Annotated in this window: 23 protein-coding genes and 2 tRNA genes; 9 read left to right on the top strand and 16 right to left on the bottom strand. The window is 33.7% G+C overall.

The window, feature by feature from the left end; translation table 11 throughout:
- Positions 1 to 43: 43 nt before the first annotated feature.
- On the bottom strand, positions 44 to 421 hold the full coding sequence (locus QWZ06_RS03510) for a hypothetical protein (RefSeq protein ID WP_290295732.1): 378 nt from the start codon (positions 419 to 421) through the stop codon (positions 44 to 46).
- Positions 422 to 612: 191 nt separating this feature from the next.
- On the opposite strand from QWZ06_RS03510, the gene QWZ06_RS03505 reads away from it, so the two are divergent.
- Positions 613 to 1,425 (top strand): response regulator transcription factor, encoded by an 813-nt coding sequence (locus QWZ06_RS03505; protein ID WP_290295731.1) that lies wholly within the window; start codon positions 613 to 615, stop codon positions 1,423 to 1,425.
- A gap of 79 nt (positions 1,426 to 1,504) precedes the next feature.
- Positions 1,505 to 2,689, top strand: coding sequence for an oxygenase MpaB family protein (locus tag QWZ06_RS03500; protein ID WP_290295730.1), 1,185 nt, complete (start codon positions 1,505 to 1,507; stop codon positions 2,687 to 2,689).
- A gap of 10 nt (positions 2,690 to 2,699) precedes the next feature.
- Here QWZ06_RS03500 and QWZ06_RS03495 read toward each other — a convergent pair whose 3' ends face one another.
- A complete protein-coding gene (locus tag QWZ06_RS03495) occupies positions 2,700 to 3,884 on the bottom strand; it encodes a hypothetical protein (RefSeq protein ID WP_290295729.1) in 1,185 nt (394 codons plus the stop codon).
- 309 nt (positions 3,885 to 4,193) lie between these two features.
- On the opposite strand from QWZ06_RS03495, the gene recA reads away from it, so the two are divergent.
- Both recA and QWZ06_RS03485 read left to right on the top strand, forming a co-directional pair.
- On the top strand, positions 4,194 to 5,195 hold the full coding sequence (recA, locus tag QWZ06_RS03490) for a recombinase RecA (RefSeq protein WP_290295728.1): 1,002 nt from the start codon (positions 4,194 to 4,196) through the stop codon (positions 5,193 to 5,195).
- 17 nt (positions 5,196 to 5,212) lie between these two features.
- Positions 5,213 to 6,688 carry a hypothetical protein gene (locus QWZ06_RS03485; RefSeq protein WP_290295727.1) on the top strand — a complete coding sequence of 492 codons (1,476 nt, stop codon included), beginning with the start codon at positions 5,213 to 5,215 and terminating at the stop codon, positions 6,686 to 6,688.
- Between the two features lie 108 nt (positions 6,689 to 6,796).
- Here the strand turns inward: QWZ06_RS03485 and QWZ06_RS03480 are convergent, their stop codons facing one another.
- Positions 6,797 to 8,254, bottom strand: coding sequence for a hypothetical protein (locus QWZ06_RS03480; protein ID WP_290295726.1), 1,458 nt, complete (start codon positions 8,252 to 8,254; stop codon positions 6,797 to 6,799).
- A gap of 156 nt (positions 8,255 to 8,410) precedes the next feature.
- Entirely contained in the window at positions 8,411 to 11,284 is a 2,874-nt protein-coding gene (locus QWZ06_RS03475) for a S9 family peptidase (protein ID WP_378169792.1), read from the bottom strand.
- Positions 11,285 to 11,437: 153 nt separating this feature from the next.
- Between QWZ06_RS03475 and htpG the strand changes: the two genes are divergently transcribed.
- Positions 11,438 to 13,330: a molecular chaperone HtpG gene (gene htpG / locus QWZ06_RS03470; RefSeq protein WP_290295724.1), complete on the top strand. Its 1,893-nt coding sequence runs from the start codon at positions 11,438 to 11,440 to the stop codon at positions 13,328 to 13,330.
- Between the two features lie 436 nt (positions 13,331 to 13,766).
- Positions 13,767 to 14,168 carry a helix-turn-helix transcriptional regulator gene (locus tag QWZ06_RS03465; RefSeq protein WP_290295723.1) on the top strand — a complete coding sequence of 134 codons (402 nt, stop codon included), beginning with the start codon at positions 13,767 to 13,769 and terminating at the stop codon, positions 14,166 to 14,168.
- A 141-nt stretch (positions 14,169 to 14,309) separates the two neighbouring features.
- Here the strand turns inward: QWZ06_RS03465 and QWZ06_RS03460 are convergent, their stop codons facing one another.
- Positions 14,310 to 14,555, bottom strand: a complete 246-nt coding sequence (locus tag QWZ06_RS03460; RefSeq protein WP_353959931.1) for an MGMT family protein — start codon at positions 14,553 to 14,555, stop codon at positions 14,310 to 14,312.
- An 85-nt stretch (positions 14,556 to 14,640) separates the two neighbouring features.
- Between QWZ06_RS03460 and QWZ06_RS03455 the strand changes: the two genes are divergently transcribed.
- The gene (locus tag QWZ06_RS03455) at positions 14,641 to 14,787 is read left to right on the top strand and encodes a hypothetical protein (protein WP_290295722.1); all 147 of its coding nucleotides are present in this window, start codon (positions 14,641 to 14,643) and stop codon (positions 14,785 to 14,787) included.
- Positions 14,788 to 15,206: 419 nt separating this feature from the next.
- On the opposite strand, the gene QWZ06_RS03450 is transcribed toward QWZ06_RS03455, so the two are convergent.
- The 5 genes from QWZ06_RS03450 to QWZ06_RS03430 form a co-directional block, all read right to left on the bottom strand.
- Positions 15,207 to 16,181, bottom strand: coding sequence for a deoxyhypusine synthase family protein (locus QWZ06_RS03450; RefSeq protein WP_045500886.1), 975 nt, complete (start codon positions 16,179 to 16,181; stop codon positions 15,207 to 15,209).
- A gap of 512 nt (positions 16,182 to 16,693) precedes the next feature.
- A complete protein-coding gene (locus QWZ06_RS03445; RefSeq protein WP_290295721.1) occupies positions 16,694 to 17,074 on the bottom strand; it encodes a GreA/GreB family elongation factor in 381 nt (126 codons plus the stop codon).
- Between the two features lie 293 nt (positions 17,075 to 17,367).
- Positions 17,368 to 18,006, bottom strand: coding sequence for a hypothetical protein (locus QWZ06_RS03440; protein ID WP_290295720.1), 639 nt, complete (start codon positions 18,004 to 18,006; stop codon positions 17,368 to 17,370).
- Between the two features lie 47 nt (positions 18,007 to 18,053).
- A complete protein-coding gene (arfB, locus tag QWZ06_RS03435; RefSeq protein ID WP_290295719.1) occupies positions 18,054 to 18,446 on the bottom strand; it encodes an alternative ribosome rescue aminoacyl-tRNA hydrolase ArfB in 393 nt (130 codons plus the stop codon).
- A 39-nt stretch (positions 18,447 to 18,485) separates the two neighbouring features.
- Complete coding sequence (locus QWZ06_RS03430) at positions 18,486 to 19,514, bottom strand: AMP-binding protein (protein WP_290295718.1); 1,029 nt, start codon at positions 19,512 to 19,514, stop codon at positions 18,486 to 18,488.
- Positions 19,515 to 19,612: 98 nt separating this feature from the next.
- Between QWZ06_RS03430 and QWZ06_RS03425 the strand changes: the two genes are divergently transcribed.
- Positions 19,613 to 19,683: transfer RNA gene (locus QWZ06_RS03425), tRNA-Gln, on the top strand.
- 156 nt (positions 19,684 to 19,839) lie between these two features.
- Positions 19,840 to 19,910 (top strand) — tRNA-Gln (locus tag QWZ06_RS03420).
- A 119-nt stretch (positions 19,911 to 20,029) separates the two neighbouring features.
- Here QWZ06_RS03420 and QWZ06_RS03415 read toward each other — a convergent pair.
- The 6 genes from QWZ06_RS03415 to QWZ06_RS03390 all read right to left on the bottom strand — a co-directional run bounded on the left by QWZ06_RS03415 (position 20,030) and on the right by QWZ06_RS03390 (position 25,701).
- On the bottom strand, positions 20,030 to 20,422 hold the full coding sequence (locus QWZ06_RS03415) for an ACT domain-containing protein (RefSeq protein WP_290295716.1): 393 nt from the start codon (positions 20,420 to 20,422) through the stop codon (positions 20,030 to 20,032).
- Between the two features lie 297 nt (positions 20,423 to 20,719).
- Entirely contained in the window at positions 20,720 to 21,352 is a 633-nt protein-coding gene (locus QWZ06_RS03410; RefSeq protein ID WP_290295715.1) for an HdeD family acid-resistance protein, read from the bottom strand.
- A 370-nt stretch (positions 21,353 to 21,722) separates the two neighbouring features.
- On the bottom strand, positions 21,723 to 22,829 hold the full coding sequence (locus QWZ06_RS03405; protein WP_290295714.1) for an agmatine deiminase family protein: 1,107 nt from the start codon (positions 22,827 to 22,829) through the stop codon (positions 21,723 to 21,725).
- Positions 22,830 to 22,833: 4 nt separating this feature from the next.
- The gene (locus tag QWZ06_RS03400) at positions 22,834 to 23,445 is read right to left on the bottom strand and encodes a hypothetical protein (protein WP_290295713.1); all 612 of its coding nucleotides are present in this window, start codon (positions 23,443 to 23,445) and stop codon (positions 22,834 to 22,836) included.
- 266 nt (positions 23,446 to 23,711) lie between these two features.
- A complete protein-coding gene (locus QWZ06_RS03395) occupies positions 23,712 to 25,130 on the bottom strand; it encodes an amino acid permease (protein ID WP_290295712.1) in 1,419 nt (472 codons plus the stop codon).
- A gap of 271 nt (positions 25,131 to 25,401) precedes the next feature.
- On the bottom strand, positions 25,402 to 25,701 hold the full coding sequence (locus QWZ06_RS03390) for a helix-turn-helix domain-containing protein (RefSeq protein ID WP_290295711.1): 300 nt from the start codon (positions 25,699 to 25,701) through the stop codon (positions 25,402 to 25,404).
- Between the last annotated feature and the right edge of the window lie 126 nt (positions 25,702 to 25,827).

The raw sequence follows: 25,827 nt of genomic DNA, 5'->3' as shown, positions 1-25,827 counted from the left end.
AAAGAAAACAGAGAATAAATAGTAATTTTGTTTTCATTGTGTTTTAGTTTATAGCAATACTTAATCTCGCAATATTATTTACTATATCATCTAAACGATAATTCGAATGATTGATAAAAGGAGTATTCATATCATCATCTTCTACCAATGAACAGGTAATATCAACATTATTTGTAATTGAAACTAATGTATCTACATTGAGTTCTTTGCCTACAAAATCAGCTGTTCGACCAAGTTTGTACCAACTGTATTTATTCGGAGGAATAGAACCATTACTTGCTTCTGGTGATGATTCCGTTATAATTACAGCACCCGGATATATCATTATAACCGTTCTGGAATAAAGCAATGAGTTCGCTTTTACAATAACTTTTAGATACAAAAAAGTATTGTTGGGCTGTTGTGTTTGAAATGTTGCCATGATTATTTGTTTTTTCAGGTTAAAGTTTTTTTGAATAGAAATAAAGAAAATAAGAAAGCTTCAACTGTAAAGTAAAAGAATTTTAAAATTGAGCTTCCATGGTCATTAGTTTCATATAAAGCTACAATACTTTGAGGCTAAATGAAATACCACAAAAGGGTGATTTTTTTTAACAAAATTTTATTATTTTTATGAAAACATCAACCATGGATAAAAAATTTATAACTCAGGCAAAAAAGCCCCATCTTCTGACCAACGTGTGGAATAACTACCCGGAACTTCTTCAGAATGAAAATACAATGTTGATGTTTCCTTCTATAGAACGTATTATTGGAGAGGTGTTTGCCCCCGGAAGGTTTTATCATTACATAATCAATTTTGCTGATAGCACGATTTATAATCATCATAAAGATATTCTGAGCATACACGGATTAAGTAAATATCCCATACATCTCAAGGAAATCATAGACCTCATCCATCCCGATGATCTGGAATTCGTTATGGAAGCCGAAAGAATGTGTATGGCAAAAATGGTCGAAATAAATGCTTCCAATCGCCTTTCAGAACTGAAATTCAGTTATTGTTTTCGGATGAAGACCTTCAAAGGAAATTACGAACTTTTTCATCACCAATCTTTACACACTTATAGGGATGAAAGTGGCAGAGTTTTACAGGCCATTAATATCCATACCAACATTGAACATATCACTCATCAGAATTCTTACACTATTTTAATTTCCGGAATCAACGGTAATGAAGATTTCCATCAGATGCAATGGCAAAAAAATGATAAAATAACTGAGCCTATTTCTGTTAATTTTACTAAAAGAGAGGTTGAAATTATCACTTATATTGCACAAGGCTTTTCTGCCGTAAAAATCTCTGAACGATTGAATATTTCTGAAGAAACTGTAAGAACCCACCGGAAAAACATTTTGAGAAAAGCAAATTGTAAAAACTGTTCTGAGCTCATTAAAATGGCTTTTGAATGGGGATACTTATAAGCTTCCTTTTCGTTCCTGATAAATCTCACCATAAAAATTCGGTGTAAAACTTGTACTTTTATAGATAAAGGAATGAATAATGATACAGCCACGGTTTAAAGATGCTCCACATTTTAAAAATTTCTGGGAAAGCGGTAACGGAAAACAATTGATTGAATTTTCCGGAGCTGAAGTAAGTTTTAAAGATTTTGAAAAATATGCACCTTTTTTTTATCATGTAGATGAAACCGGAGATGCTGTTGTAAAAGATGTTTATCTTACTCAAAAATTCCAAGAAGCATCAAGACAAATAGAAGGGCATATCCGAAATGGAGTTTCTGAGCATGATGATGTTCCTGAAAGTGTAAAAAAATTATTTACACAAACACAAAAAGTTCCTGAGTGGCTTGATTATCATCTTTTAAAAAGTGGTGCTGAACTTTGCATGAGAAGCAACCTTGACTCTTTAATTTCTTTGAGAGATTACTGTTTGATTGGTGGTTATGATTATGCTTACCTCAACAAACCTCTCATCGCCACGGAAGCTTTGAAAAAAGGAGCTGTAAAACGTCTTTCAGAAACATTGGATTTCTGGGTGAACGCTACCCGTTACAATGCACTGGAAATTCACGCCAAAGGATATGAATTTGCTGTCAAAACCCGTCTGATCCACTCTTACGCAAGGCTTTCCATCAAAAAACATTATAAAGAATGGGATACCAAAAACTGGGGCGAGCCCATCAATTCCTGGGATATGATGGCCACTTATATTGGTTTCAGCCTCGTTTTTCTTCATAGCCTTCAAAAATTAGGAAATACATTTTCCATTGAAGAAGAACAGGGAATTTTCCATTTATGGAAATACGTAGGTTACTTGCTTGGAATTCCGGAACACCTTCTTCCTGATGATAAAAAACAGGCTACAGAATATTTCTATTTATGGACTTCTATTCAACCTCCATCAGATAAGGATTCTATTCTTTTGGCTCATTCTTTATTGAATGAATCACTGGAAAATCCTATTTTAAAATTTGAATTTCAAAGGAAAAACCTGAGATACCTGCACGTCTGCTGTACCTGGTTTTTGTTGGATGATGAAGTCTGCAAAAGACTACAAATTCCTGAAGTTTCCAACAGAAAGTTATTTCCAAAATCAAAAATACTTTTCAACAAGATCTATGATCAACTTGTCAGCCGCGATTCAAGGATCAAGAGAGGAAATAAAGATCAGATGAAAGTACTGGGAGATTATCTGAACATCACAAAAAATTCAAATTTTCATTAGTCCCCATTTTTCAGGAAAGCTTCCTGTTCCTCAAATTCCAGATCGAATATAATAACAATAAAATAAGCCAGACACCCATAACAGCACTGAAAAAAATTTCCCTGATGGAAGGATGAAGATAATTCGGTTTGTAGAACAAGCGATCAAGGGTTGCAAATTTCTCCTTTAAGTACTTTCTTTCATAAGTATTTCGTATCGCATTCAAAGGTTCCTGCTTATGATCTCTGTAATAAAAAACATCTTTGGTGAGATCTTTCGGGACAATTTGCGATTCTATATTGTATTTTTTTAAAAGAACATCCAATTTCTGAAAGGAGGAAAGCAATGAATCCTGACTATACTTATAAAGTAAATTGTACCTTTTGACTGCATTGTGGTACTGCTGCTGTCGTTCAGGAACATTATGCAATGGGAAAAACAAAAACTTGTTTTCAAGAAAAATACACATCTTATCGTCATATTGGGGATGTACTTCTACCCCTTTAAATATAATTTCAGTACTGTCCCCTATCTTCTTTTTAGAAATAATTCTTTTTTCCAACTCATTAGGATCAAGCTCTAGAAATTCAAATACTGATCCTGCTTTATTGCTTATTTTTTTATGATCAGTACTCAGCAATTTTAGGGTATCAATACTGTAATAGGTGGATTCTGTTGAATAATATTCCTTATCGTTTGGATCGTAGTACACTGTATCTCTCTGTTCAATCACCGGGTAAGGTTTCGGATATAAAATATTTTCGGGATTAAACAGCTTCTCCGAACTGTAAGAAGTATAGTTGTATAAAAAAGGCTGCAAGACGTTAAGTAGTTCTTTGTCCTTATTAAGATCTTTTTCAGGTAAATAAGTTCGTAGTTTTGCATTGAATCCGAAACTATAACTGATGAAAAAGGTCAGGGACAAAAAGGATACCAATAGAAGTATAATGCCTATTCCCAATTTTTGTGAAAATCCATTTTTTGTTTTGGTATGATTTTTAAGGAGAAAAATAACAAAGAAAAACAAAAAAAGACCGGTTACGAAAACGTGAGATATAGAAACATCATCATAAAATTTAAACCTGTAAAATTCTGTATTATCATAGATTGTCTGAAGACCTTTAAACTTTACATATCCATAAATGAAGTAAGCTAAGTGTATAACAGCTAATACAGCAAAAGATTTAATCAGGAATAATTTTAATTTTCTGTCCATGGAATGATCTTAAAAAAACAATGTTTTAAGATAAGCATTTTTTTATACTTAGATGAATAATTGTAAAGATGCTAACGATTAGAAAAACATTTGCTCAATACTGAGTTCCAGCTTTCCCTGTTATACCTTTATTATCTTTAATTTATTCTTTCAATATTTCTCAACACCACATCCTGCATCTCCTTCGTTATGAATAACATCAGTCTTGAAATTTTATCATTTTTTAACTCTAAAAACGTGTTTCAGGGATAAATAATATTAGTTTTTGATCTATAAATTATGTATTTTTGAGAAATTATTTTAATTGAGATGAGTAACATTGATGATAAGAAAAAAGCACTCGCATTAGTGCTTGACAAGCTAGATAAGACATATGGGAAAGGAACTGTAATGACTTTAGGTGATCAATCTATAGACAATACAATAGAAGTTATTCCTTCCGGTTCTTTAGGATTAGATATCGCATTAGGTATAGGAGGATATCCAAAAGGAAGAATCATTGAAATATATGGCCCTGAATCTTCGGGTAAAACAACATTAACACTTCACGCTATTGCTGAAGCTCAAAAAGCGGGTGGTATTGCTGCATTCATTGATGCTGAGCACGCTTTTGACAGAACGTATGCTGCAAAACTGGGAATCGATTTGGAAAACCTTATTATTTCTCAACCGGATAACGGAGAACAGGCATTAGAAATTGCTGATAACTTAATCCGTTCCGGCGCCATTGATATCGTTGTGATTGACTCGGTTGCTGCTCTTACTCCAAAAGCAGAAATTGAAGGTGAAATGGGAGATTCTAAAATGGGTCTTCACGCAAGATTGATGTCTCAGGCATTAAGAAAACTAACGGCTACTATTTCAAGAACGAAATGTACGGTAATCTTCATTAACCAGTTAAGAGAAAAAATCGGTGTAATGTTCGGTAACCCTGAAACAACTACTGGTGGTAATGCTCTTAAATTCTATGCTTCTGTAAGAATTGATATCAGAAAAGCAAGTGCACCAATCAAGCAAGGTGATGAAGCAATCGGAAGCCGTGTGAAAGTGAAAATTGTTAAAAACAAAGTAGCTCCACCTTTCAAACAAGCGGAATTTGATATCATGTATGGAGAAGGAGTTTCTAAAGTAGGAGAAATTCTTGATACAGCAGTGGATATGGGAATCGTGAAGAAAAGTGGTTCTTGGTTCAGTTATGAGGAATCTAAATTAGGTCAAGGACGTGACGCTGTAAAAGATGTTTTGAAAGACAACCCTGAACTTGCCGAGGAATTGGAAAACAAGATCAAAGAAGAATTGAAAAACAAATAGGGACTATATATTTAACCATGAAAAAAGAATATCGATATTTAATTTATTTTTTAATCTTACTAGTATACATATTTGTTGCCTATTATTCTTATGGATATGATGATGAGTTGATCAATATTGATCTTATAAAAAATTTAAAAACAGAATCTACTATATTCAATCATGTTATTGCAAGAGATGTTCACCCACCAACTCACTATTTAATAAATAAATGGTTGTTTGATATCTTTGGTAGCTGGAGTGCTCTTAGGATTATTTCAGCAGTATTAGTATGTTTTTCTGGTATCTTTTATATTGAAAAAACTAGAGAAAGTAATTCTCTAATTGAGGACTTTACACTCATTACGATTGTATCACTTAACCCAGCATTTTTACTTTGGGGGACAAGTATAAGATGGTACGCTTATTTTATACCTGTACTTTTTGTTTTATTATCAGCAAAAAAAACAGAAAACTCATTAAAACATTGGTTACTTTTTACAATCGCTATTACTTTAATGAGCTATATAGGATATGCAGGCGTATTTTTAATTCCATCATTATTGATAATACATTGGGTAAAAGATCAATCAAAGATTAATAAAAAAATAAAATTTGTATTCGTTAGTTTAGTTACTTTTGGTTTATTATATAGCTATCAATTTTATTTATTAATAAATTATCAGGTTAAAAATAGTGATGACCAAATTTTCTCACTTACCAAGTCTGCAGTTGGCTTTATCACTACACAGATAGGCAATCAAGGAGTATTTCCTACATCTGTAGCAGGGATCTTATCAATAATAGGATTTACCCTGTTATATATAAGAGATTTTTTACTGGTAATTAAGCAGAAAAAAATAGATAGTGGTATTATATCCTATTTAATAGGTGTAATTGTTTTTTTTGTCACAGGAATTGCTGGAAAAATGAGAAATTTTGTAGCTTTAAGCCCACTTCAAAATGCACTTTTTTCAAACCCCGGTGAAAGTAAATATAAACGTTTATATTTATCTGCATTGGCATTAATATTTTGTGCGAATGTTTGGGGAATGTATAATGTAAGTTTCCATATCAACACAACTAAAAATAGTTGGAATCTTCCTATAGATGATTTACTGAATAACCTTGCGCAAGAGAATAAAAATACAACACTTATTTTAAATCATGATCCTTTAATTGGTGATGTTCTTATAAAGAAGGGTTATAAAACTTATAACCCCTATATAAATAATAAAGAACAAATCAATACAGGTTCTATAGACAAGGTGATAGTTCTTAAATCATTTATAGGCTCAATTCCAAAGCCCCATTATGATTCTCTAATGATTAGTTTAGATAAGATTCATAATAAGAATGAAAAGCCAATCATTAACAAAATTGGTAAAGATGACTATTATCAAATAAAGCATAAACTAGATCCATCTTACCCGGAATATCAGATAGAAATAATTAAATACAATCATGTAAAAGATTTGAATAATCTTCAAATTTGGAATGATAAAATACTTTAATTATACATCTGTAAAAATGTAAAAAACATTTTCAGAACTAAGCAATTAGTATGAAATAAAAACGGTCTGAATATTCAGACCGTTTTTATTTCATATAGATATTATATATTATTCTGCAATTCTACCTTGCAACTGCATTGCTCCAGCTACCTGCATACCTACTGTAAGCGTCTCAAATCGAATGTTCTCATTATTCACAAAGGCATCAATGGTAAAGAAATCCTCCATCTCGGAATTGGTAATCAATCTTAATTTCAGGATAAACCCTTTCACACTACCATCTTCCAAAACTTCTGTTTCTTTAATATCAAGTACTTTACCAATAAAATCGATACATCCATAATCAGGAAGATCCTCACTTGGCTTATATGCAGTAAATTCTTCATCAGTTTTGGTTCCATCCGGTAAGTCAAAGCTTTCGTGAAGATCTAGCACAAAAATAATTCCGCTCACATTAACATTGATCTTATTCTGTGTCTGATATTTATTTTTGTTTTCTGCATAATCTGTCGGAAAAAACCAAAGTCCAAAAGTATCTCTTGCGGAGCCAGCCACAATAGCTTCGTTGTTATTTACATTTTCCCATTCACGGATTTCTTTAGTTTCAAAATCAAGAGAGAAATTGGTTTTTACTTCCGGATAAATGGTATTAAACTCATCTGAAATAATCGTTTTAAACTTTACATCTGCAAACTCTGTATGTTTAGCTTTTTCATCAGCAGGTATTGTATCTACTTTAGCCATAGCCATAGTATGTACTAAGTAATCAGAGTATTTTTTCTGAGTCTGAAAATTTTGGAAACCAAAAATTCCGCCCCACATATTGGCAAGAGAGTGAACATTTGATTTCTTTATTTTAATTCCTGCTTCATTAATTATTTCAGGGCTTTTGATCTCTTCTCTGTAAGTAAAATAGTCTTTACCATCTACCAACTGTGTACCCATGATTTCATTATTTTCTTCATGAGAAAACTCAGTAAATCCTTTGAAAGTAACATTTTCGTTTTCGAAAACATAAGGCAATGCAATATTACCTTCTTCAGAGTCATTAAAATGATAGGCAAGTGTAATCGCCTTAAGATCTTCCGGATTAATTGCTAAAGCATGATTACCATCATCATTGAACTTGGAATGATAAAGAATAGCATATGACTTTATTTTTCCTTCCTCTAATTCATTTTCAAACTTTTCCTTCATATTATTGAGCACCACCTGCGGTGCAAGCCCATAAGTAGGATCAGTAATTGTGTAAGTAAATCCTTCTATCTCTCCATTCTCATTTTCAAACGCTGAAATCGGAGCAAAATCTCCTCTTAGTTGAAGTGCGATAGAATACACGATATAATCATTATAAATTTTGATTTTTTCATATAATTCATTCACTTTTTTCTCTTCCACAAGTTGTGATTGAACAGGTGTTTCCAGTACTGTTTCCGGTATTGTCTCTGCCACTTCTTCCACGATCTGCTCTACTATTCTCTCCTCTGGCATTTCTTGCTGCTGAACCGGAGCACTGACATTTTCCTGTCTGTTGTTTTTCTTCTTAAAAAAATCAAAGATTCCCATATTGTTGTTAAAATTGGCGGTAAATATAATAAAAGCTCACAATAGGCCCATCATAAAAAAAATGCCATTGTGTCAGTTTATCATTCACGATGTTTTTTTGAGAAATATTTTTAAAATAAAAAATCGGCAGAGCAGAAAGCTCTGCCGATTTTGTCATTAATTAGGTTTATCATCTGTTAATTCAAATCCCCAATCTTTTCCTTTTTTGGTAGCTGGAATACCTTTGGTCATCCAGACCGGAGCTTTCGCCCCTTTAAGATAATAATCAAAAAACTGCTGTTCACGGATTTGGATATCTTTTCTGTTTTGGCGTTTGATAAGATTATGATCATCTCCATTATAATTCAGAAGCCACGCTGGTTTCCCAAGACGGCGTAATGCCGTAAACATTTCAATTCCCTGGTACCATGGCACTGCCCCATCTTCATCATTACTCATAATGGCTACCGGAGTTTTTACTTTATCAATGGCAAAAAGCGGTGAATTTTTAATATAAAGATCCGGTGCTTCCCATAGATTTTTCCCTAATCTACTTTGTGATTTTTCGTACTGGAATTGTCTATTCATCCCAGAACCCCATCGGATTCCACCATAAGCAGAAGTCATATTCACCACAGGAGCGCCAGTCCAGGCAGCTGCATACATATCGGTATGAGCAATCAAGTAGGCTACCTGATAACCACCCCAGCTTTGTCCCTGAATTCCTATTTTAGTACCATCTACCCAAGCATTTTGTTTTAGCTTTTCAACTCCGGAATTGATGTAATCCATTGCAGATTCTCCAGGTAAACCATCTACGTAAGAAATATCAGGAGTAAAAACCAGATATCCGTTGCTCACAAAATAAGAAATATTTAATCTTGAAGGCGTTGGAGACGGTGCTACATAACGGTTCAGGTTATCCGAGAGTTTTTCATAGAAGTAAACAATCATTGGATACTTTTTATTCGGGTCGAAATTTTCCGGTTTAAACAAAACTCCTGTAGAAGTATTTCCTTTTGGTGTTGTCCAGTTGACCAATTCATCAGTACCCCAATTATAAAGAGTTTGCTGCGGGTTGGTATTGCTTAATTTTTGCTGATCCGAAAAATTGGATGTTACAAAAATATTGGGTGAATTAGTGTAAGATTCTTTAACAACAATATACTCATCTGCATTTTTAGCCTTTTGCAAGCTACGATATCCCCATACATTTTCCATTTGAATTTTTACAGGATCAGTATTCGAATGAATAGAGGTTTTAAAGATTCCGTTTGCCTTAGAGGTATTATCAAATGCTGATAAATAAATCGAAGACTTTCGGTTTAAGCTTTTAATATCTTTATCTAAATCGTAAGTATCAAATGTTATTTTATTTTTACGTCCATATCCGTTGGTGATATTTCTTGGTTTTTTTGATCCGTTCAGGAAAAACTCCCAAAGATCATAACGGTCTTTGATAATCACAGACTCATCATTATCCGTCCATGATGCAATACCATAAGAGTATGGGAAATCCGGCATATCAAACTCTTCATCTACGAAAGAAACGGGCAATCCTGTAGTAAGAGGAAATGTTTGCTTAGTTTTAATATTATAACTCAACCATCTTCCTTTTTCCCTGTCAAAAATGACAATAAATTTCCCCAATGGAGATACTTCAACTGAGCCGTCTAAATTTTTAATAATTTCACTTCGTTCTCCTGTCTTATTATCAATAAGAAAATAGGTTTTCTTTGTTGAACCTTCCCATTGTGAAGAAATACGATTGTTTAGACTTGTAACTCCAAGGGCAAATTCAGCATTTCCTTCATTTACTACTCGTAAAGTATCTAAATCCTCACCATCAATATTTCTAAAGAAATCAGGCTTTTCAGTTTGCATTACCGCTGCATAAGATTTTTTCAAGTCATTTTTCAATTCTTTGAGTTGTACGGTTTGCAGATAATCATCTCTGTAATTCCAGATATCTACCACTGCATGATCGTTGGCAATCATCGCCGTGTCTTTTGCAACAGGTCTTGGAGCAACTCCAAAATACAACTGCTTTCCATCTTTACTGAATAGAGGCAAACGATTTTCAGAAATTACCCAATCTTTTTTCATTTGAGTATTTTCATTCGTTACCAGCTCTTTCTTATTTCCTTTAAGATTAAAATAATACAGATTATATAGCTTTACTAAATCATTCTGTGCAGAAGAAGTTCCCACATAAGCCAACTGATTTCCTTCCTCATCAAACGACAATTGTGAAAAATCACCTTCCATTTCTGAAACTTTAGCAACTGTTCCTTTCTGTAGATCTACCACCTGAACGGTTTCAAGGGCATATTTCTTCGGTTTAGATTTATCTGTATCTTTTTTATCCGCAGATTTTTCATCTGTTGAATCTTTACTTTCTTTTTTATCTTTTTTCTCGTCCGGTTTCTTAGTTACAAAAGCCAGTTGTTTTCCATTTTTACTGAACTCATAACGAATTACATTATCATAGGTTGTACTTTTTCCATCCAGAAGATTACGTACTACCAACTGAAGGGGCTTTACATTTTTATCTTCCTCCTTATTTTCATCACCATCTTCTTTATCTGAAGATTTATCTTCCAGAAGATAAGCAACATAAGAACCTGCCTTCTCTGGAGTTTTAAATGTTTTCACACCTGCAATTTTTTCCGTTTGCCCACTCACAAAATCAACGATCGCCAAACTGTCTTTCGTCAATTTATTTTTTTTAAGCTTTTTATCTTTTACCGCTTTTATATCTTTATACAAGGGACGGATCTGAAAAACAGCAAACCTGGAATCATTGGTAAAATTTACTTTTGTTCCTCTAGCAAACTTCTGTGAAGTTTTATTTTTAACTGAGTATAAAAAAAGGGTAGGATTTCCCTCCTGAGCATCTACAGAATAAGCCACCCATTTTCCGTCATTTGAGATTTTTCTCGAGCCAATATTTTGCCAACTGTCATACACAGAATGGTCTAATGGCTTTTTCTGTCCATACAGGCAACAGGCCATTATGAACAGAATTAAGACTGTACATTTCATCTTCATTTTTAAAAATTTTTAAGGATTAAAAATAGGATATTTCTTTGACAAATCCACATAATTCCGAATTCCTATCCATTGAAAAAATGTCATTCTGTCACTTTCTGCTTCGTGGTATTTTTTTTGAGAAATATTTGAAAATTAAAAATCTAAAATATTATGACGAAAGGAAATATTAATGTATCAGTGGAAAACATTTTCCCACTTATTAAAAAGTTTCTTTACAGTGACCACGAAATATTCTTAAGAGAACTTATTTCCAACGCTACAGATGCTACTTTAAAACTAAAACATTTAACAAGTATTGGCGAAGCAAAAGTAGAATACGGGAATCCTAAACTTGAGGTTAAAATTGATAAAGAACAAAAAACTTTACGTATTATCGATCAAGGTATTGGGATGACCGGAGAAGAGGTTGAAAAATACATCAACCAGGTTGCTTTTTCCGGGGCTGAAGAGTTTTTGGAAAAATATAAAGATACTGCTAAAGATTCAGGAATTATCGGGCACTTCGGACTTGGATTCTATTCTGCCTTCATGGTAGCTGAAAAAGTGGAAATCCTTACCAAATCTTATAAAGACGAACCTGCAGTAAGATGGATTTGTGATGGAAGCCCTGAATTTACTCTTGAAGAAACAACTGATAAAACAGAAAGAGGAACCGAAATCATTCTTCACATCGCAGAAGATTCTGTAGAGTTTTTAGAAGAAGCAAAAATCCGTGAGCTGTTATTAAAGTATAACAAATTCATGCCTGTTCCTATTAAATTCGGAACAAAAACACATACACTTCCTTTACCGGAAGATGCACCTGAAGATGCTGTGGCTGAAACCGAGGAAGTAGATAATATCATCAACAACCCTACTCCAGCATGGACTATCGCTCCTAGTGATCTTACCAATGAGGATTATATGAAGTTCTATCATGAACTATATCCAATGCAGTTTGAGGAGCCTTTATTCCATATCCACCTGAATGTAGATTATCCTTTCAACCTTACCGGGGTTTTATTCTTCCCAAAATTAAGCAACAATTTAAATATTGATAAGGATAAGATCCAATTATACCAAAACCAGGTATTCGTAACCGACGAAGTAAAAGGAATCGTTCCTGACTTCCTAATGCTTTTAAGAGGAGTAATTGATTCTCCGGACATCCCATTGAATGTATCCCGTTCTTATCTTCAGGCTGATGGTGCTGTAAAGAAAATTTCTTCTTACATCACAAAAAAAGTAGCCGATAAAATGGCTTCTCTTATCAATGAAAACCGCGAAGATTATGAACAAAAATGGAATGACATTAAAATAGTCATTGAATACGGAGTTATCACTGAAGAGAAATTTGCAGAGAAAGCAGATAAATTCACATTATATCCAACAACAGACGGAAAATATTTCCTTTGGAATGAATTGGTTGATAAAATCACGCCTACACAAACGGATAAGGATAACAAGCTTGTAGTTCTTTACGCAACCAATGCAGATGAACAACACAGCTACATTCAGTCTGCAAAAGATAAAGGATATGAAGTTCTGCTATTGGATTCTCCGATTATTTCACACGTTATCCAGAAACTGGAAACTACAAAGGAAAATATTTCATTCACAAGAGTAGATGCAGATCACATCAATAATCTGATTAAAAAAGATGAGCCTGTTATTTCAAAACTGAATGACACTGAAAAGGAATCATTGAAAAAGAATGTAGAAGAAGCCATCCAGGATTCTAAATTCACGGTTCAGCTTGAAGATCTTGATAGTAGTGATGCTCCGTTCACCATTACTCAACCTGAGTTTATGAGAAGAATGAAAGAAATGCAGGCAACTGGCGGTGGCGGCATGTTCGGAATGGGTGGATTCCCGGAAATGTACAATCTTGTTGTGAATTCCAACAGTGAACTTTCTAACCAAATCTTGAAAACTGAAAATGCAGAAGAGAAGGAAAGCTTAATTAAATATGCTTTGGATCTTGCCAAGTTATCTCAAAATCTGCTGAAGGGAAAAGACCTTACAGATTTTATACAGAGAAGCTATAAGCAACTTGAAAAATAATGTAGTGAAGACTGTTTCGAATGAGGCAGTCTTTTTTGTATTAAATGTTGGAAACGCTAAGGCGCAAATTCTTTTACATACATGATGTTTTTAAGGCGCAAGGATTTTATCTCCGATAAAATTGTAGACCGATGAATATTGCCACGAATGCACGAATAATTTTAATTACAGTTATCATCTATGTGCCTGGATGGTGAAAGATTTTAAACAACATAATCACATAGAATATAATGCTCTATATATGAGTCTCAATAAAAAATTCGTGTATTCGTGGCTAAAACATATGCGCTATTCTTGCTGAAGATTTCGTTCATCATAAAGCTTTTGTAGCTTTTGTAGTTCATTTTCTCCCAACAGTGAAAATTCATCTGCTTTTTTTTCAGTTTTCTGTTGTATACATTGTGGTTTTTTTCCATTTTTGTATAAAATGTAGGTCATGCAAAAAGAAAAATTACGTCTTATCAGAAAGCAAAAAGGCTATACTCAGCAGCAGGTAGCTGATTTTATCGCTACAGATGTATCTAACTATAGCAGAAAGGAAAGTGGTGATGTAAAAATTATCCCTGATGAGTGGAACAAAATTGCCCGTTTTTTAGACGTTCCTTTAGAGGATATTTATGAAGATGAGGCAGCTGCAGTAGTGGTTAATAATGACCATCCTGTATTTAATGATAGATCTTCTTCTGCAGGAGTAATCACGAACCAGAATAATTATGATAATATTCCAGGTGCGGTTATTGAAAACCTACAAGGATATATTACTCTATTAAAAGAAGAAAATGAAAGATTAAAAGAAGAGTTGAAAGTTTCTCAAAGTCCTTCAAGAGCTAGGAAATAATATATTTTTTGGACTGTAAAAATATTTGTATCACTCATATCAATGTATGAGTGATATTTTTTGCCACGAATTTATACTAATAAAAACCTAATTATAATTCATTCATTGGATCCCAAAATAGTTTCTTGAACCCTTTTATTCTTAAGTTTTCCACAGTAATCCCTTCTGCTTCCAATTTTTTCTGAAACTCCGGAACGGATAATGTTCCTGAACTGGAAATAATACGATGTGCAGGAACATCTTCCGGACACCCACCCATCGCTTTCCTACATGACGGGAATGATTAGGATATCCTACTGCTTTCGCTATAGCTCCATATGTAGAAACTCTTCCCTTTGGAATAAGCCTCGCTACTTCGTATACCTGTTGTTTGAAAATTTCGTCCATATCTTAATCTTGGAAAACATATTTAATTTTTGCATCATTTTTGAACTCTTACAATACCCATGATGTTTCATTAAAAGATAAAGATATGAAAAAATCATTTTTCCGTTTACTGAATGTAATCAATAAAAAGGTTCTTCCGAAGTTGAGTAAGAAGGATCCGAATAGTCTGACAAAGATTGAAAAAGGAATTCTAGCGTATCGTTATTTTGTGCTGGTTAATTCTTTAGATTAATTTTATTTTCAGCTGATAGCAATGGTCTTAATTAGAATAGCTATTGATTCGTAGATTTAGCTGATAACACAGATTTTTATTTTAAGCTGAGTTTGTTGGAAATCGCAAAGACGCAAGTTTTTTTATATATATGATGCTTTAAGCCGTGAAGATTTTATCTACGATAAAATGGTATGCTGCTGAATGATTGCCACGAATACACAAATAATTTCATTTACACTTATCATATATGAGCTTCAATAAAAAATTCGTGCATTCTTGGCAAAAAATTTTTGTGAATCTTGCAGTTTCTAACCATTAAAGAAGAATTTGCGTCATCTGGAAAATCTGCGAGCGCTAAAAAACGTATCAGAAATCCAAATAAAAAAGCGCCTCCAAATGGAAGCGCTTATATTGTAATCTCGTAAAGAGTTTATTTCTTAGGCATTCTCAAGGATATAAGAGAACATTAATGGCGCACAGATTGTCGCATCACTTTCAACGATAAACTTCGGTGTAGTGATATCTAATTTACCCCAAGTGATTTTTTCATTTGGAACAGCTCCTGAATAAGAACCGTAAGATGTAGTAGAGTCAGAGATCTGGCAGAAATAAGACCAGAAAGGAATGTCATGCATTTCCATATCTTGGTATAACATTGGTACTACACAAATAGGGAAATCTCCTGCGATACCACCACCAATCTGGAAGAATCCAACTCCTTTTCCAGCTGAATTTTTAGTATACCAGTCAGCAAGGTAAGTCATATACTCGATTCCTGATTTCATTGTAGTTGCTTTAAGCTCACCTTTGATGCAGTAAGAAGCGAAGATGTTACCCATTGTAGAGTCTTCCCATCCTGGAACTACGATTGGTAAGTTTGCTTCTGCAGCAGCGATCATCCAAGAATTTTCTCTAGGAATTTCATAGTACTGCTCCAATACTCCTGAAAGGATCATTTTATACATAAACTCGTGTGGGAAATATCTTTCTCCTTTAGCTTCTGCATCTTTCCAGATTTCCACAATATGCTTCTGTAACCTTCTGAAAGCTTCTTCTTCAGGGATACAAGTATCTGTAACTCTGTTGAGACCTCTTTCTAAAAGATCCCATTCATCCTGAGCAGTTAAATCTCTGTAATGAGGAACTCTTTCATAGTGAGAGTGTGCTACAAGGTTCATTAAATCTTCTTCAAGGTTCGCTCCTGTACAAGAGATAAAATCTACTTTCCCCTGACGGATCATTTCAGCAAGAATTTTTCCTAATTCAGCAGTAGACATTGCTCCTGCTAAAGTAATCATCATTTTTCCGCCATCTTTAAGATGTGCAACATATCCTTTAGAAGCATCCACCAATGCAGCTGCGTTAAAGTGCAGGTAATACTTTTCTATGAATTCAGTTATCGGTTTGCTCATTTTTTTAATTTTTGCAAAGATAAAACTTAAAAACGGAATGCAGCCCAAGCACTTCAAGAAAGTCTCATAGAGGAGTGATTTTTTATCATTTGTTAAATAATCAGGCAAAACTTGTACTAGCCATATTTTGCTGGATAGATGCGAAGACGCAAGAAGATCAAAGATATTCAGCAAAAAACATGCTGATACTTTTTAGCCACGAATGCACGAATTTCTTTCAGGAATGCTTTTTATATTAAAATCAGCCCCCCTTATCTTCTCTAAAATCTATGTGCTTATTTGGTTTAAAATCTTTTACCAGATAGATAGGTTATAATTAAAATTATTCGGGAATTCGTGGCAATCATTCAGCATATCATTTTATCATAGATAAAATCTTCACGCCTTAAAACATCATGCATGTAAAAAACTTGCGCCTTAGCGTTTTCCAATATTTATTCTCAAGAAACAGAAAACGCAGCCCAAAAATAGACTACGTTTTCTTCGTAAATTCAACCCTATATGACAAAGTTTTATCCTTCCCAGGCTTCCACTTTTACAATTTCAATTTTTCTTTCGCCTTCTTTAAAAGGCCAATCAATGATATCTCCTACTTTGTATCCCACTACAGCTAGAGCAATATTAGAAAGAATGGAGTGTTTATTCTTCTTAAGTTTTTCTTTGGTAGAGGGTACAAAAATATATTCGTGTTCAAAATCCAGTGTATGATCTTTTAAAGTCACTTTTTTGTTAACTGTAACAGTATCTTCAGGCAGATCTCTTCTCAATACCTGTTTGGCTTTTCTCAATTCATCAATTAATCTTTTCTCTTCATTGATGCTTACTCTTTTTCTTCTAAGTGTATCTTTTATAGCATCATAAATTCCTGTGGTAACCGTAATATGATTGGACATTTTTTAAAATTTTAAGATTAAAAATGCAGTGTTTCACGAACGATCCAATGTAGAACCTAGGCAAAAACATGCTTTCTTCTATAGAAAACTGCAAAAACAATAAATAAAATTTGGAATATTTCCCTGTCTTGGATCCTGACAGGGCTTAATTGATAAAGTCCTTAGAACTTTTCAGAAAGGAATCTGTATGGAGATACAATAATGACAGCAACAACCCTGCTCGTCGGCGATCTTCAGATAAAAAGATGGTTGCTGTCATTATGATGTTATTTTAATTTTACCAAAGATAGGACTTAAAAATGGAATGTAACGACTCCACTCAAAGAAACTCTGGTTAAACCTTCTTTCATATCACTTAGGTCAACTGTTGTTCCATTAAACGTCATTTTGTTTAAGGTTCCTGCTGTCACACTTAATTTAGGCCCTATAAAAAGGTGGTCAGATAGCTCGTATTGATATCCAAAACCAGCATCCAGACCTAAATTAGATCCTGTTCCTTTTATGTTTCCTGTTTTTGTGGTATAGGAAATAACCCCTAGTGCCATATCAAGAAGCAGTTTGTGTTTCGTTGGCTCATTATAGTTTGAATACATGATAGAAGGCCCAATAAAAGTAATATTGTCTTTGGTACTCACTGCAAAATAAACATTATTTCCTTGAGAATTAGGCATGGATAACATCCCATTACTTGATGCACTGTAATTAGAAAATTTTAGACCGATCCCAATATTCTTCACGTGATAATAAGCAGAAATATCAAAATGAAGTCCGCTTTTTAATCCTTTGATATAATCTTTTTCTTGTTTTGAAGCTCCTGAAGGTGTCTCTGCCACTCTCCATCCGTACCCCACAGAAGGGATAAATGAAAATTTTTGGGCAAAAGAAAATAGAGAAGTCGAAATAGCTCCCAGTAGCATTAGTTTTTTTATCATTTTTAAAAAATTTCCGGCAAAAATAGGGCTTTACACGAAACAAGCAACTACAATTTAAACCTTCTGTTTTCTTTTTTATCGGAAAGCTTCTTTTTACTATCTAGCCTCTTTTGTTTTTGGGCTCTGGAAGGCTTCGTAGCTGTTCTTTTTTTAGGAACGATAAGAGCTTTATTAACAATCTCTGTTATTTTCTCAATTGCTTTATTTTTATTCATCAACTGAGTTCTGCTTTCAGAAACCGTTAGAAATAATAATCCCTCTGCGTTGATTCTGTTTTTAAGTTTTTCCTGAATCAATATTTTTTCATGATCATTAAAAAATTCAGAATCTATTACTTTCCATAATACCGTTACTGAAGTCTCTACTTTATTGACATTCTGCCCGCCTGCACCACTGCTGCGGGAGGTTTTAAAACTGAGTTCTTTTGAAAAATCCTTCATTGTTGTACATTTTGAGCGTTCTGATTCCAGAATTCGGAATTAAATATTTTCGTTAATGCGTTTATACAATTCCATTCTACTAACCTTACCATTGGGAGTTCTTGGAATTTGATCTATAAAAATAATTTCTTTCGGCTTATGGAAATTCTTCTCAAAAGGAACATCTGAAATTTTCCGGATAACCTCATCAGATTGATGCCCCTCTATGATCAATATTAATTTCTGTCCCAGGCTTTCATCAGGTAAACCTAGAAATAGGGCTTCATTTGGGATCTCTTTTTTAACTAATTTCTCCAATGCTTCCGGAAAAATTTTTGCTCCACCGGAGTTAATTACATTATCTATTCTTCCCAGAAATCTAAATTGTTTATCATTTTTAATTTCAACTAAATCATTAGTTACCAATTGTTCTGCATTCACATTAGGAGCAAAGATAGCTAAACAACCTCTTTCATCCAGAGAAATGGAAACATTTTCAAAAACGGTGAAATAATCTTCCGGCTCAGGCATGAGCTGCTTTAAGCCAATATGGGAAAGTGTTTCAGACATTCCATACGTTTCAAAGATACGGTTTGAGCGGTTCAGGTTCATCTGAAGGATCTTATTTTTCAAACTTTCAGAGACAGCGGCTCCCCCGATGATCAAATTTTTAATTAAGTGTAGCTTATCCAGTGAGTTTTCTACCTGAAGCGGAGTCATAGCACAAAAATCTACTTCCTGATCCAAATTTTCAACAGGGTGTAAAGAGGGCTCACTTATTATTAGATTGAGCTTTCTTTCCATGGAGCGCACTATCATCATTTTACCTGAAATATATTCTACAGGTAAGCAAAGTAATGCAGTATCTTCTTCTTTTAAACCCAAAAAATTGCAGGTCATCACTGCAGAATTGATCATTTTTTGTTTTTCGATCCCGAAAATTTTAGGAACTCCTGTAGAGCCTGAAGTTTGTACTTTTACCATTTCCTCTTCGGAAGCCCACTCTTTTAAAAAATTTTCAACTTTTTTTTCAAACTCAGAATGGAAAGATAATTTATTAATATTGAGATTATTGAAGTCTATCAGCATGTTTTCTGTAAATAAAATCCACAGTAAATTTAAAAAAAAAATCAAAAACCCTTGTACATAAATAAAAAAGATGTAAATTTGCACCACCAAAATAAAACAGACCTATAGTGTAACGGTAACACTCCGGTTTTTGGTACCGTCATTCGGGGTTCGAATCCCTGTGGGTCTACAAACCATCCTTTTTAAGGATGGTTTTTGTTTTTAGATTAGATGTCTTATTTTCCTATAAAAATTAGAGGTCATTTTAAGAAAAAAATCAAAATTTTCAAGAGAGGTATTTGTAAATAAGAAAAAAATACATAAATTTGCAAAACCAAAATAAAACAGACCTATAGTGTAACGGTAGCACTCCGGTTTTTGGTACCGTCAGTCGGGGTTCGAATCCCTGTGGGTCTACAAACCATCCTTTTTAAGGATGGTTTTTGTTTTTTTATAAATTTAATAATCTCTTGATATTTTTCTGTAATGATATGACAAGTTTAAACTAATCCAAGAGATCATAATAAGATTTAGTATTACTTTTTAAGCATATTCAGCACCTCAATCGCTTTCGCAGTATCCTTCTCATCCACAAATATATGATCATGATAATAAGCTGCAACTACATTACAACTTATCCCAGCTTCACTCAAAGCTTGTGAGAACGCTGCCGTTAAACCAACTGCTGATAAAGAGGAATGAACTTCCAGAGTAATCCATGAAGCCACATAACTGAAGTCTAAATTCAATTCTTCCGCATCTTCTTTTTTGACCACAATCGTTATACTTTCTGTTTCTTTAAAGAGAAATAAAATTTTTGATAAAGGAATTTTATCAATACTATCTACGGTACAATACACGTATTTCCCTTTATTCAATGATGGATTTAAATTTTTCAAAATATTCTTTAAATTCACTTCTCCTTCCATAATTTTTTTAATTGAAAAATTCTTTTAATAGTTCTTATCGCTATGATTGAAGTAAAAATATCAATATATTTTAATAAAAATTTATTTTTTTTAAATTCTCCATTTTTATTTAGTATTGATTGAACAATGTAATATTCTTTTCTGAATCAAAACAATCACTATTTTCCCTTTTTATAATGAAACGGAAACCCTACAATGTTTATCATTTTGAAGAGCACGAAGATTCGTTAGGAACAGCCCAATTAAAACAAAAAAAGACCTCCAATGGAGATCTTTCTATTATTATTTGCTAATCAGTTATTTTTTGAGATCATCGATTTCATCCTGGATGGATCTGATTTTATCTCTAAGTTCCTGGCTCACTTTTCCCGGAATCTTTTTAACTTTTCTAAGATCTAAAGCCAACATAATAGAGGCTATTCCCATAAAAATAAAGGAAACTCCTGTTAAGGTAACCAGAGAAATACCTGTAAATATTGGATTAAATATAAGCAATAAAGAGAAAATAATACCTCCTACACTTGCTAAGGCTACATTTCCCCAACTCATTATTTTCATACTTTTCAGATCAAAGGCAAAGCCTAGTAACTGAAAGGAACGGAATAAAAGGGTAAATCCTACCACAAAAGGAAGAATAGACATTGAAATCTGAGGATAAGCAATTAAATAAACTCCAATTGCAGTGGTCAAAAGCCCACTTACGAGGAACCATCCCCATCCTTGAAGAGATTTGCTGTTCTGTATGGAAAAGAATATTTCCGTAATCCCCGAAAACAAGAACGAAACACTGAAAATGATAGAAAGTGTTACATACGTTGCCAGTGGTACACTAAATACATAAAAGCCGCAAATCAGAAAGAGGATTCCAAAGATCAATGGAATATACCAATGTTTAACTGTGTTAGTAAGTGTTTGAAATAGATTAGCCATAGGAGTGTTTTTTAGGTCTGCCTACTTTGTGATGCGGTGTTCGGCTCGTCCGCCGGAAATTCAAAAAAAGAATTATAATTTCACCTGATTTTGAATAATACCTTATTACTAATTTACAAAAAATAATAGACCAAGCTATCATATTCTATGTAAAACATGTACCAAAGCTCTCAATGTATTCAGCAGAAAAAGCCTAACTAAGTCTTATTACCATACTCTTTTACTCCCATTTCTAATAAACCATGAAAATACAACAGTTAAATTTCTATTTTTTATAATAAAATTTATTTGCAAAAAAAAAGATATCATGATAAGTTCAGACAGATTCACATCTATAGATCTTATCATAATACCTTTATAAATCTTTATTTTATTTCATCAGATTTCCAGCTGGCTGCTGTTGGGTAACACAATGCACCATTCCGCCATTTTCATATAGATTTCTTACATCTATTCCTATTACTTTTCTATCTGGATACTGATCCTGAATAATCTTATTGGCAATTTTGTCATTAGGATCTCCATAGTTTGGAACTAATACCACGGTGTTGGCTACATAATAATTAACATAGGAACCTTTTTCTTCCAGTTGTTTTCCGTACGCTGTTTTCACTTTGTTTTTGGTAGCCGGTACATAGACTTTTTTATACTCTCTTCCATCTACATTGGTTGCTGTATAAAGCGTATTGACATCCTTCTCGGAAAGTCCCAATTCAAGAAGGTCATCTTCTTTCATGGTAATCATTGTATTATGATTAATAAACTTCATAAAACCATCAATATGCATATCGGTAACGTCCAATCCTGTCACTCCGTCCAGCCAAATTACTTTGGATACTCCATAATAGGTTTTAAACATTTCTTCAGCTTCATCCTGTGTGATATCTTTGTTTCTGGTAGCATCTTTTTTCTGGCTGATTACCGAACTTTTACAAGCCATTAAAACTCCATTTCCATCAGTTTCCACAGAACCTCCTTCGTTTACCATTTCTTCATTAAGATTGATTACTTTTATGCCCAGGTCTGCACCTATCTTTTGTGGAATTTCATCACAGTTTTCAAAATCAAATTTCTCGCCCCATCCGTTGAATCCCCAATCTTCAATAAGAACATTTCCTTTCTTATCTTTTACGAAAATAGGTCCGTTATCTCTGATCCATACATCATCTGTAGGATAAACCTTGAAATCAACATTCTTCATCGGAACTTTATTTTCTTCCAAAAGACGGATAATTCTGTTTTTCTCTTCAGCATTATATGCAATGATGTGAACTTTTTCGCCGGACTGAAGAGCCTTTGTCATATCTACCCATGTTTGCTCTACCCTTTTACGGTAAGTCATTCCATGCTGATAATGATGCGGCCATTGCAGCCACGTTCCTTCATGTCGTGAAGATTCCTCTGGAAAATGATAATCTGTCTGTGCCATACTTAGTATAAAACTCAATACAAAAGTGAGTGTGAATAATTTTTTCATATCATTAAAATTTCTTTCCTATAAATACACCGAAATTGATATCGGTATCAAAACTGCTTCCTGCCTGGGAAATATTACTTCCAATACCCAACTGCATTTTTTTCTTATTTTCTATTCCTAAACGGATGATCTGACTACTGGACTGATGTTCTTTAAAACTGAAATCAGATTCTACAATCAACATGCTGTAAAGATTAAGCTTATCATTGATTTTTGGAGTATATTCCAATAAAGTATAAAGCCCAAGCCCGAATTCTTTTGCATCAGTAGAATAGGTAAATGCAGGAAATACGTTGATGGCAAAAACATCATTTTCTTTTCCATATGCCAGTCCTACAGACGGCATGATATCTTTCTCTGAAATATGGACTCCTGCAGAAACACCCAGGTTCTTTATAATTCCATAATTAATATTCTGATAGAGCTCGGGAGTTACTTTTCCTGACTTATAATCGTAGCTAATGGTTCCTGAAGCAAAATAATTCCACTTTCCACTGAAATCTTTATTATAAATTCCAAGAAGTTCTGTCTCTTTATTTCCGCCATATGCCTGTATAGAAATTTGTGACTTGGCATAAAAAGGAAGTAATAAGATGAGGAGAAATATATTTTTCATTCTATTTGTTTTTTGAAGTTTCACATTGTAAATTCATCCTTGTGATGATTTACAGGTGCAAAATTACATCTCTCAAAAAACCAAATCTTGTCCTAAATTGACATTCTTTTCAAACAGCAGAAAATATTCAACAAGCCAAAACCATAGAAATAATGACCTATTTTCAAAATATATCCTACTACCAATTTACAGAAAATACAAATAAAAAAGGTGAAAATCATTTAATTTTCACCTTTCCAAAACATGTTTCAATCTGTTTTATATTTTTACTTTGGTTTGTACAATTTATACATCACGAACAAAAAGCCAATCCATATCGGAATCAGAATCACCTGAATTTCCATTCCTGTAATGCACATTAATCCTAAAATCAGCACTAAAAATGCTATACAAATGTAATTGGAAATCGGATAAAATATAGACGGGAACTTAGATTGAATTCCTTCTTTGATGATTGATTTTTTAAATTTCAAGTGTGTATAACAAATCATCAGCCAGTTAATAATCAATGTAGATACAACAAGTGCCATCAGATACTGAAATGCTTTTTCCGGCACCAATTTATTAATAACAATACAAATTCCTGCAAAACATGAAGAAATAAGAATGGCATTTGTAGGCACAGAATTTTTATTAAGTTTTTTCAAAAACTTAGGCGCATTTCCTTGCTGAGCCAATCCGAAAAGCATCCGGCTATTACTGTAAACACTACTGTTATAAACCGATAAAGCAGCAGTCAATACAATAAGGTTAAGAACATTTGCAATCAAGACATTGAACTGAATCACTTTACCAAAAAGGCTGAATTCTAATCCATTTAAATTCTCGAATACCATTACAAATGGGCTTGAGCCTTCTGTAATATCTCTCCAAGGGCTTAATGCGAATAAGATCACCAAAGCTCCCACATAGAAAATTAAGATTCTGTAGATTACCTGATTGGTTGCCTGCGGAATTGTTTTTTCAGGATTTTTAGCTTCTGCTGCTGTGATTCCAATCAGTTCCAATCCGCCAAAAGAGAACATTATCATCGCCATTGCAGCAAATAATCCGGAATACCCGGTTTCAGTCTTATTGAATAATCCTTTTGGAAAAAATCCACCGTCATTCCACAAGTTTGTGATTGTTGCTTTTTCTCCTCCTGTTCCACTTATTAAAAGATAAATACCGAAAACAATCATCGCAATAATAGCGACTACTTTGATGATGGAAAACCAGAATTCGGTTTCTCCATAAACTTTTACAGAAGCAAGATTAAGCGCAGTGATGACTACAAAAAAGAATAAACTGGATACCCAAAGTGGTATTTCCGGCCACCAAAAGTGAATATAATGGCCTATAGCTGTAAGCTCGGCCATACTTACAAGAATATACAGGATCCAGTAGTTCCACCCTGAGGCAAAACCTGGAAAATTTCCCCAATATTTATAGGCAAAGTGACTAAAGCTTCCCGATACCGGTTCCTGAACTACCATTTCACCCAGCTGACGCATGATAAAAAAGGCAATAATTCCGGCTAAGGCGTACCCTAAAATTACTGAGGGTCCAGCCAATACTGCCGCTGGCCCGATTCCCAGAAATAATCCGGTTCCTATGGCACCTCCAAGGGCAATTAATTGTATATGTCGATTTGTTAATCCTCTAACTAAAGTCTCGTTTTGTCCTGTTTTATTTTCGTTGCTCATTGAATGAATTATTCGGTCGCTAAATATATAAAAACTTTTCAGAGAAATTCACATTCCACGGGGCAAATTGAGAATTCAGATCTCAATAGTGTGATTCATTTTTCTTGCAGGCCTATATAATTTTTAATTTGTAGGTACTGCAAAAATGACATTTTGCTATATACATTTGAAATGCTCAAGACGTAACATAATTTTATTACAACAAAATAATGACCTCATTCAGTCATCCTGAGGAGGTCATTAAGTGTATATATAAGGTAAAACTGAAAGATTAAAGAAATTCTTTCGGAACTGAAATATTATTCTTTTTCATATACTCCAGAAGTCCCTGGTATTTATCTTCATAATCATCATCTATTCCACATTTGTGAGAGATGCTGCAAATATCGGAAGGCTTGATCTCTAAAATATCTGAGATTTTAGTCAGGATTTCCAGGTTAATCTTCACCTTGGAATTCTCAATATCGGAATACGCCTTTTGGGAAATCCCCATTTCAAAAGCCATATACTCTTGCGTAAAATCTTTGCTCCTACGGATTTTCCTGATATTTTGACCACATATTTTCATCATTTCTGTTTTAGTAGTTTTCGGTATATTTTAGAAGATTATCTATTAGCCTCCAACAAAGTTAATAAATACCTTTGGCAAAACATTATACACGTTACATGATATTTACTTTTAACATAGAAAACGGCA

Source organism: Chryseobacterium tructae (assembly GCF_030409875.1).
Classification (GTDB): domain Bacteria; phylum Bacteroidota; class Bacteroidia; order Flavobacteriales; family Weeksellaceae; genus Chryseobacterium; species Chryseobacterium tructae.
This window is presented reverse-complemented; position numbering and strand designations above follow the sequence as displayed.

Bases quoted from the DNA above. Each gene is read 5' to 3' on its own strand.
- QWZ06_RS03510 (WP_290295732.1), bottom strand. From the start codon at position 421: ATGGCAACATTTCAAACACAACAGCCCAACAATACTTTTTTGTATCTA.
- QWZ06_RS03505 (WP_290295731.1), top strand. From the start codon at position 613: ATGAAAACATCAACCATGGATAAAAAATTTATAACTCAGGCAAAAAAG.
- QWZ06_RS03500 (WP_290295730.1), top strand. From the start codon at position 1,505: ATGATACAGCCACGGTTTAAAGATGCTCCACATTTTAAAAATTTCTGG.
- QWZ06_RS03495 (WP_290295729.1), bottom strand. From the start codon at position 3,884: ATGGACAGAAAATTAAAATTATTCCTGATTAAATCTTTTGCTGTATTA.
- recA (WP_290295728.1), top strand. From the start codon at position 4,194: ATGAGTAACATTGATGATAAGAAAAAAGCACTCGCATTAGTGCTTGAC.
- QWZ06_RS03485 (WP_290295727.1), top strand. From the start codon at position 5,213: ATGAAAAAAGAATATCGATATTTAATTTATTTTTTAATCTTACTAGTA.
- QWZ06_RS03480 (WP_290295726.1), bottom strand. From the start codon at position 8,254: ATGGGAATCTTTGATTTTTTTAAGAAGAAAAACAACAGACAGGAAAAT.
- QWZ06_RS03475 (WP_378169792.1), bottom strand. From the start codon at position 11,284: ATGAAGATGAAATGTACAGTCTTAATTCTGTTCATAATGGCCTGTTGC.
- htpG (WP_290295724.1), top strand. From the start codon at position 11,438: ATGACGAAAGGAAATATTAATGTATCAGTGGAAAACATTTTCCCACTT.
- QWZ06_RS03465 (WP_290295723.1), top strand. From the start codon at position 13,767: ATGCAAAAAGAAAAATTACGTCTTATCAGAAAGCAAAAAGGCTATACT.
- QWZ06_RS03460 (WP_353959931.1), bottom strand. From the start codon at position 14,555: ATGGACGAAATTTTCAAACAACAGGTATACGAAGTAGCGAGGCTTATT.
- QWZ06_RS03455 (WP_290295722.1), top strand. From the start codon at position 14,641: ATGAAAAAATCATTTTTCCGTTTACTGAATGTAATCAATAAAAAGGTT.
- QWZ06_RS03450 (WP_045500886.1), bottom strand. From the start codon at position 16,181: ATGAGCAAACCGATAACTGAATTCATAGAAAAGTATTACCTGCACTTT.
- QWZ06_RS03445 (WP_290295721.1), bottom strand. From the start codon at position 17,074: ATGTCCAATCATATTACGGTTACCACAGGAATTTATGATGCTATAAAA.
- QWZ06_RS03440 (WP_290295720.1), bottom strand. From the start codon at position 18,006: ATGATAAAAAAACTAATGCTACTGGGAGCTATTTCGACTTCTCTATTT.
- arfB (WP_290295719.1), bottom strand. From the start codon at position 18,446: ATGAAGGATTTTTCAAAAGAACTCAGTTTTAAAACCTCCCGCAGCAGT.
- QWZ06_RS03430 (WP_290295718.1), bottom strand. From the start codon at position 19,514: ATGCTGATAGACTTCAATAATCTCAATATTAATAAATTATCTTTCCAT.
- QWZ06_RS03415 (WP_290295716.1), bottom strand. From the start codon at position 20,422: ATGGAAGGAGAAGTGAATTTAAAGAATATTTTGAAAAATTTAAATCCA.
- QWZ06_RS03410 (WP_290295715.1), bottom strand. From the start codon at position 21,352: ATGGCTAATCTATTTCAAACACTTACTAACACAGTTAAACATTGGTAT.
- QWZ06_RS03405 (WP_290295714.1), bottom strand. From the start codon at position 22,829: ATGAAAAAATTATTCACACTCACTTTTGTATTGAGTTTTATACTAAGT.
- QWZ06_RS03400 (WP_290295713.1), bottom strand. From the start codon at position 23,445: ATGAAAAATATATTTCTCCTCATCTTATTACTTCCTTTTTATGCCAAG.
- QWZ06_RS03395 (WP_290295712.1), bottom strand. From the start codon at position 25,130: ATGAGCAACGAAAATAAAACAGGACAAAACGAGACTTTAGTTAGAGGA.
- QWZ06_RS03390 (WP_290295711.1), bottom strand. From the start codon at position 25,701: ATGATGAAAATATGTGGTCAAAATATCAGGAAAATCCGTAGGAGCAAA.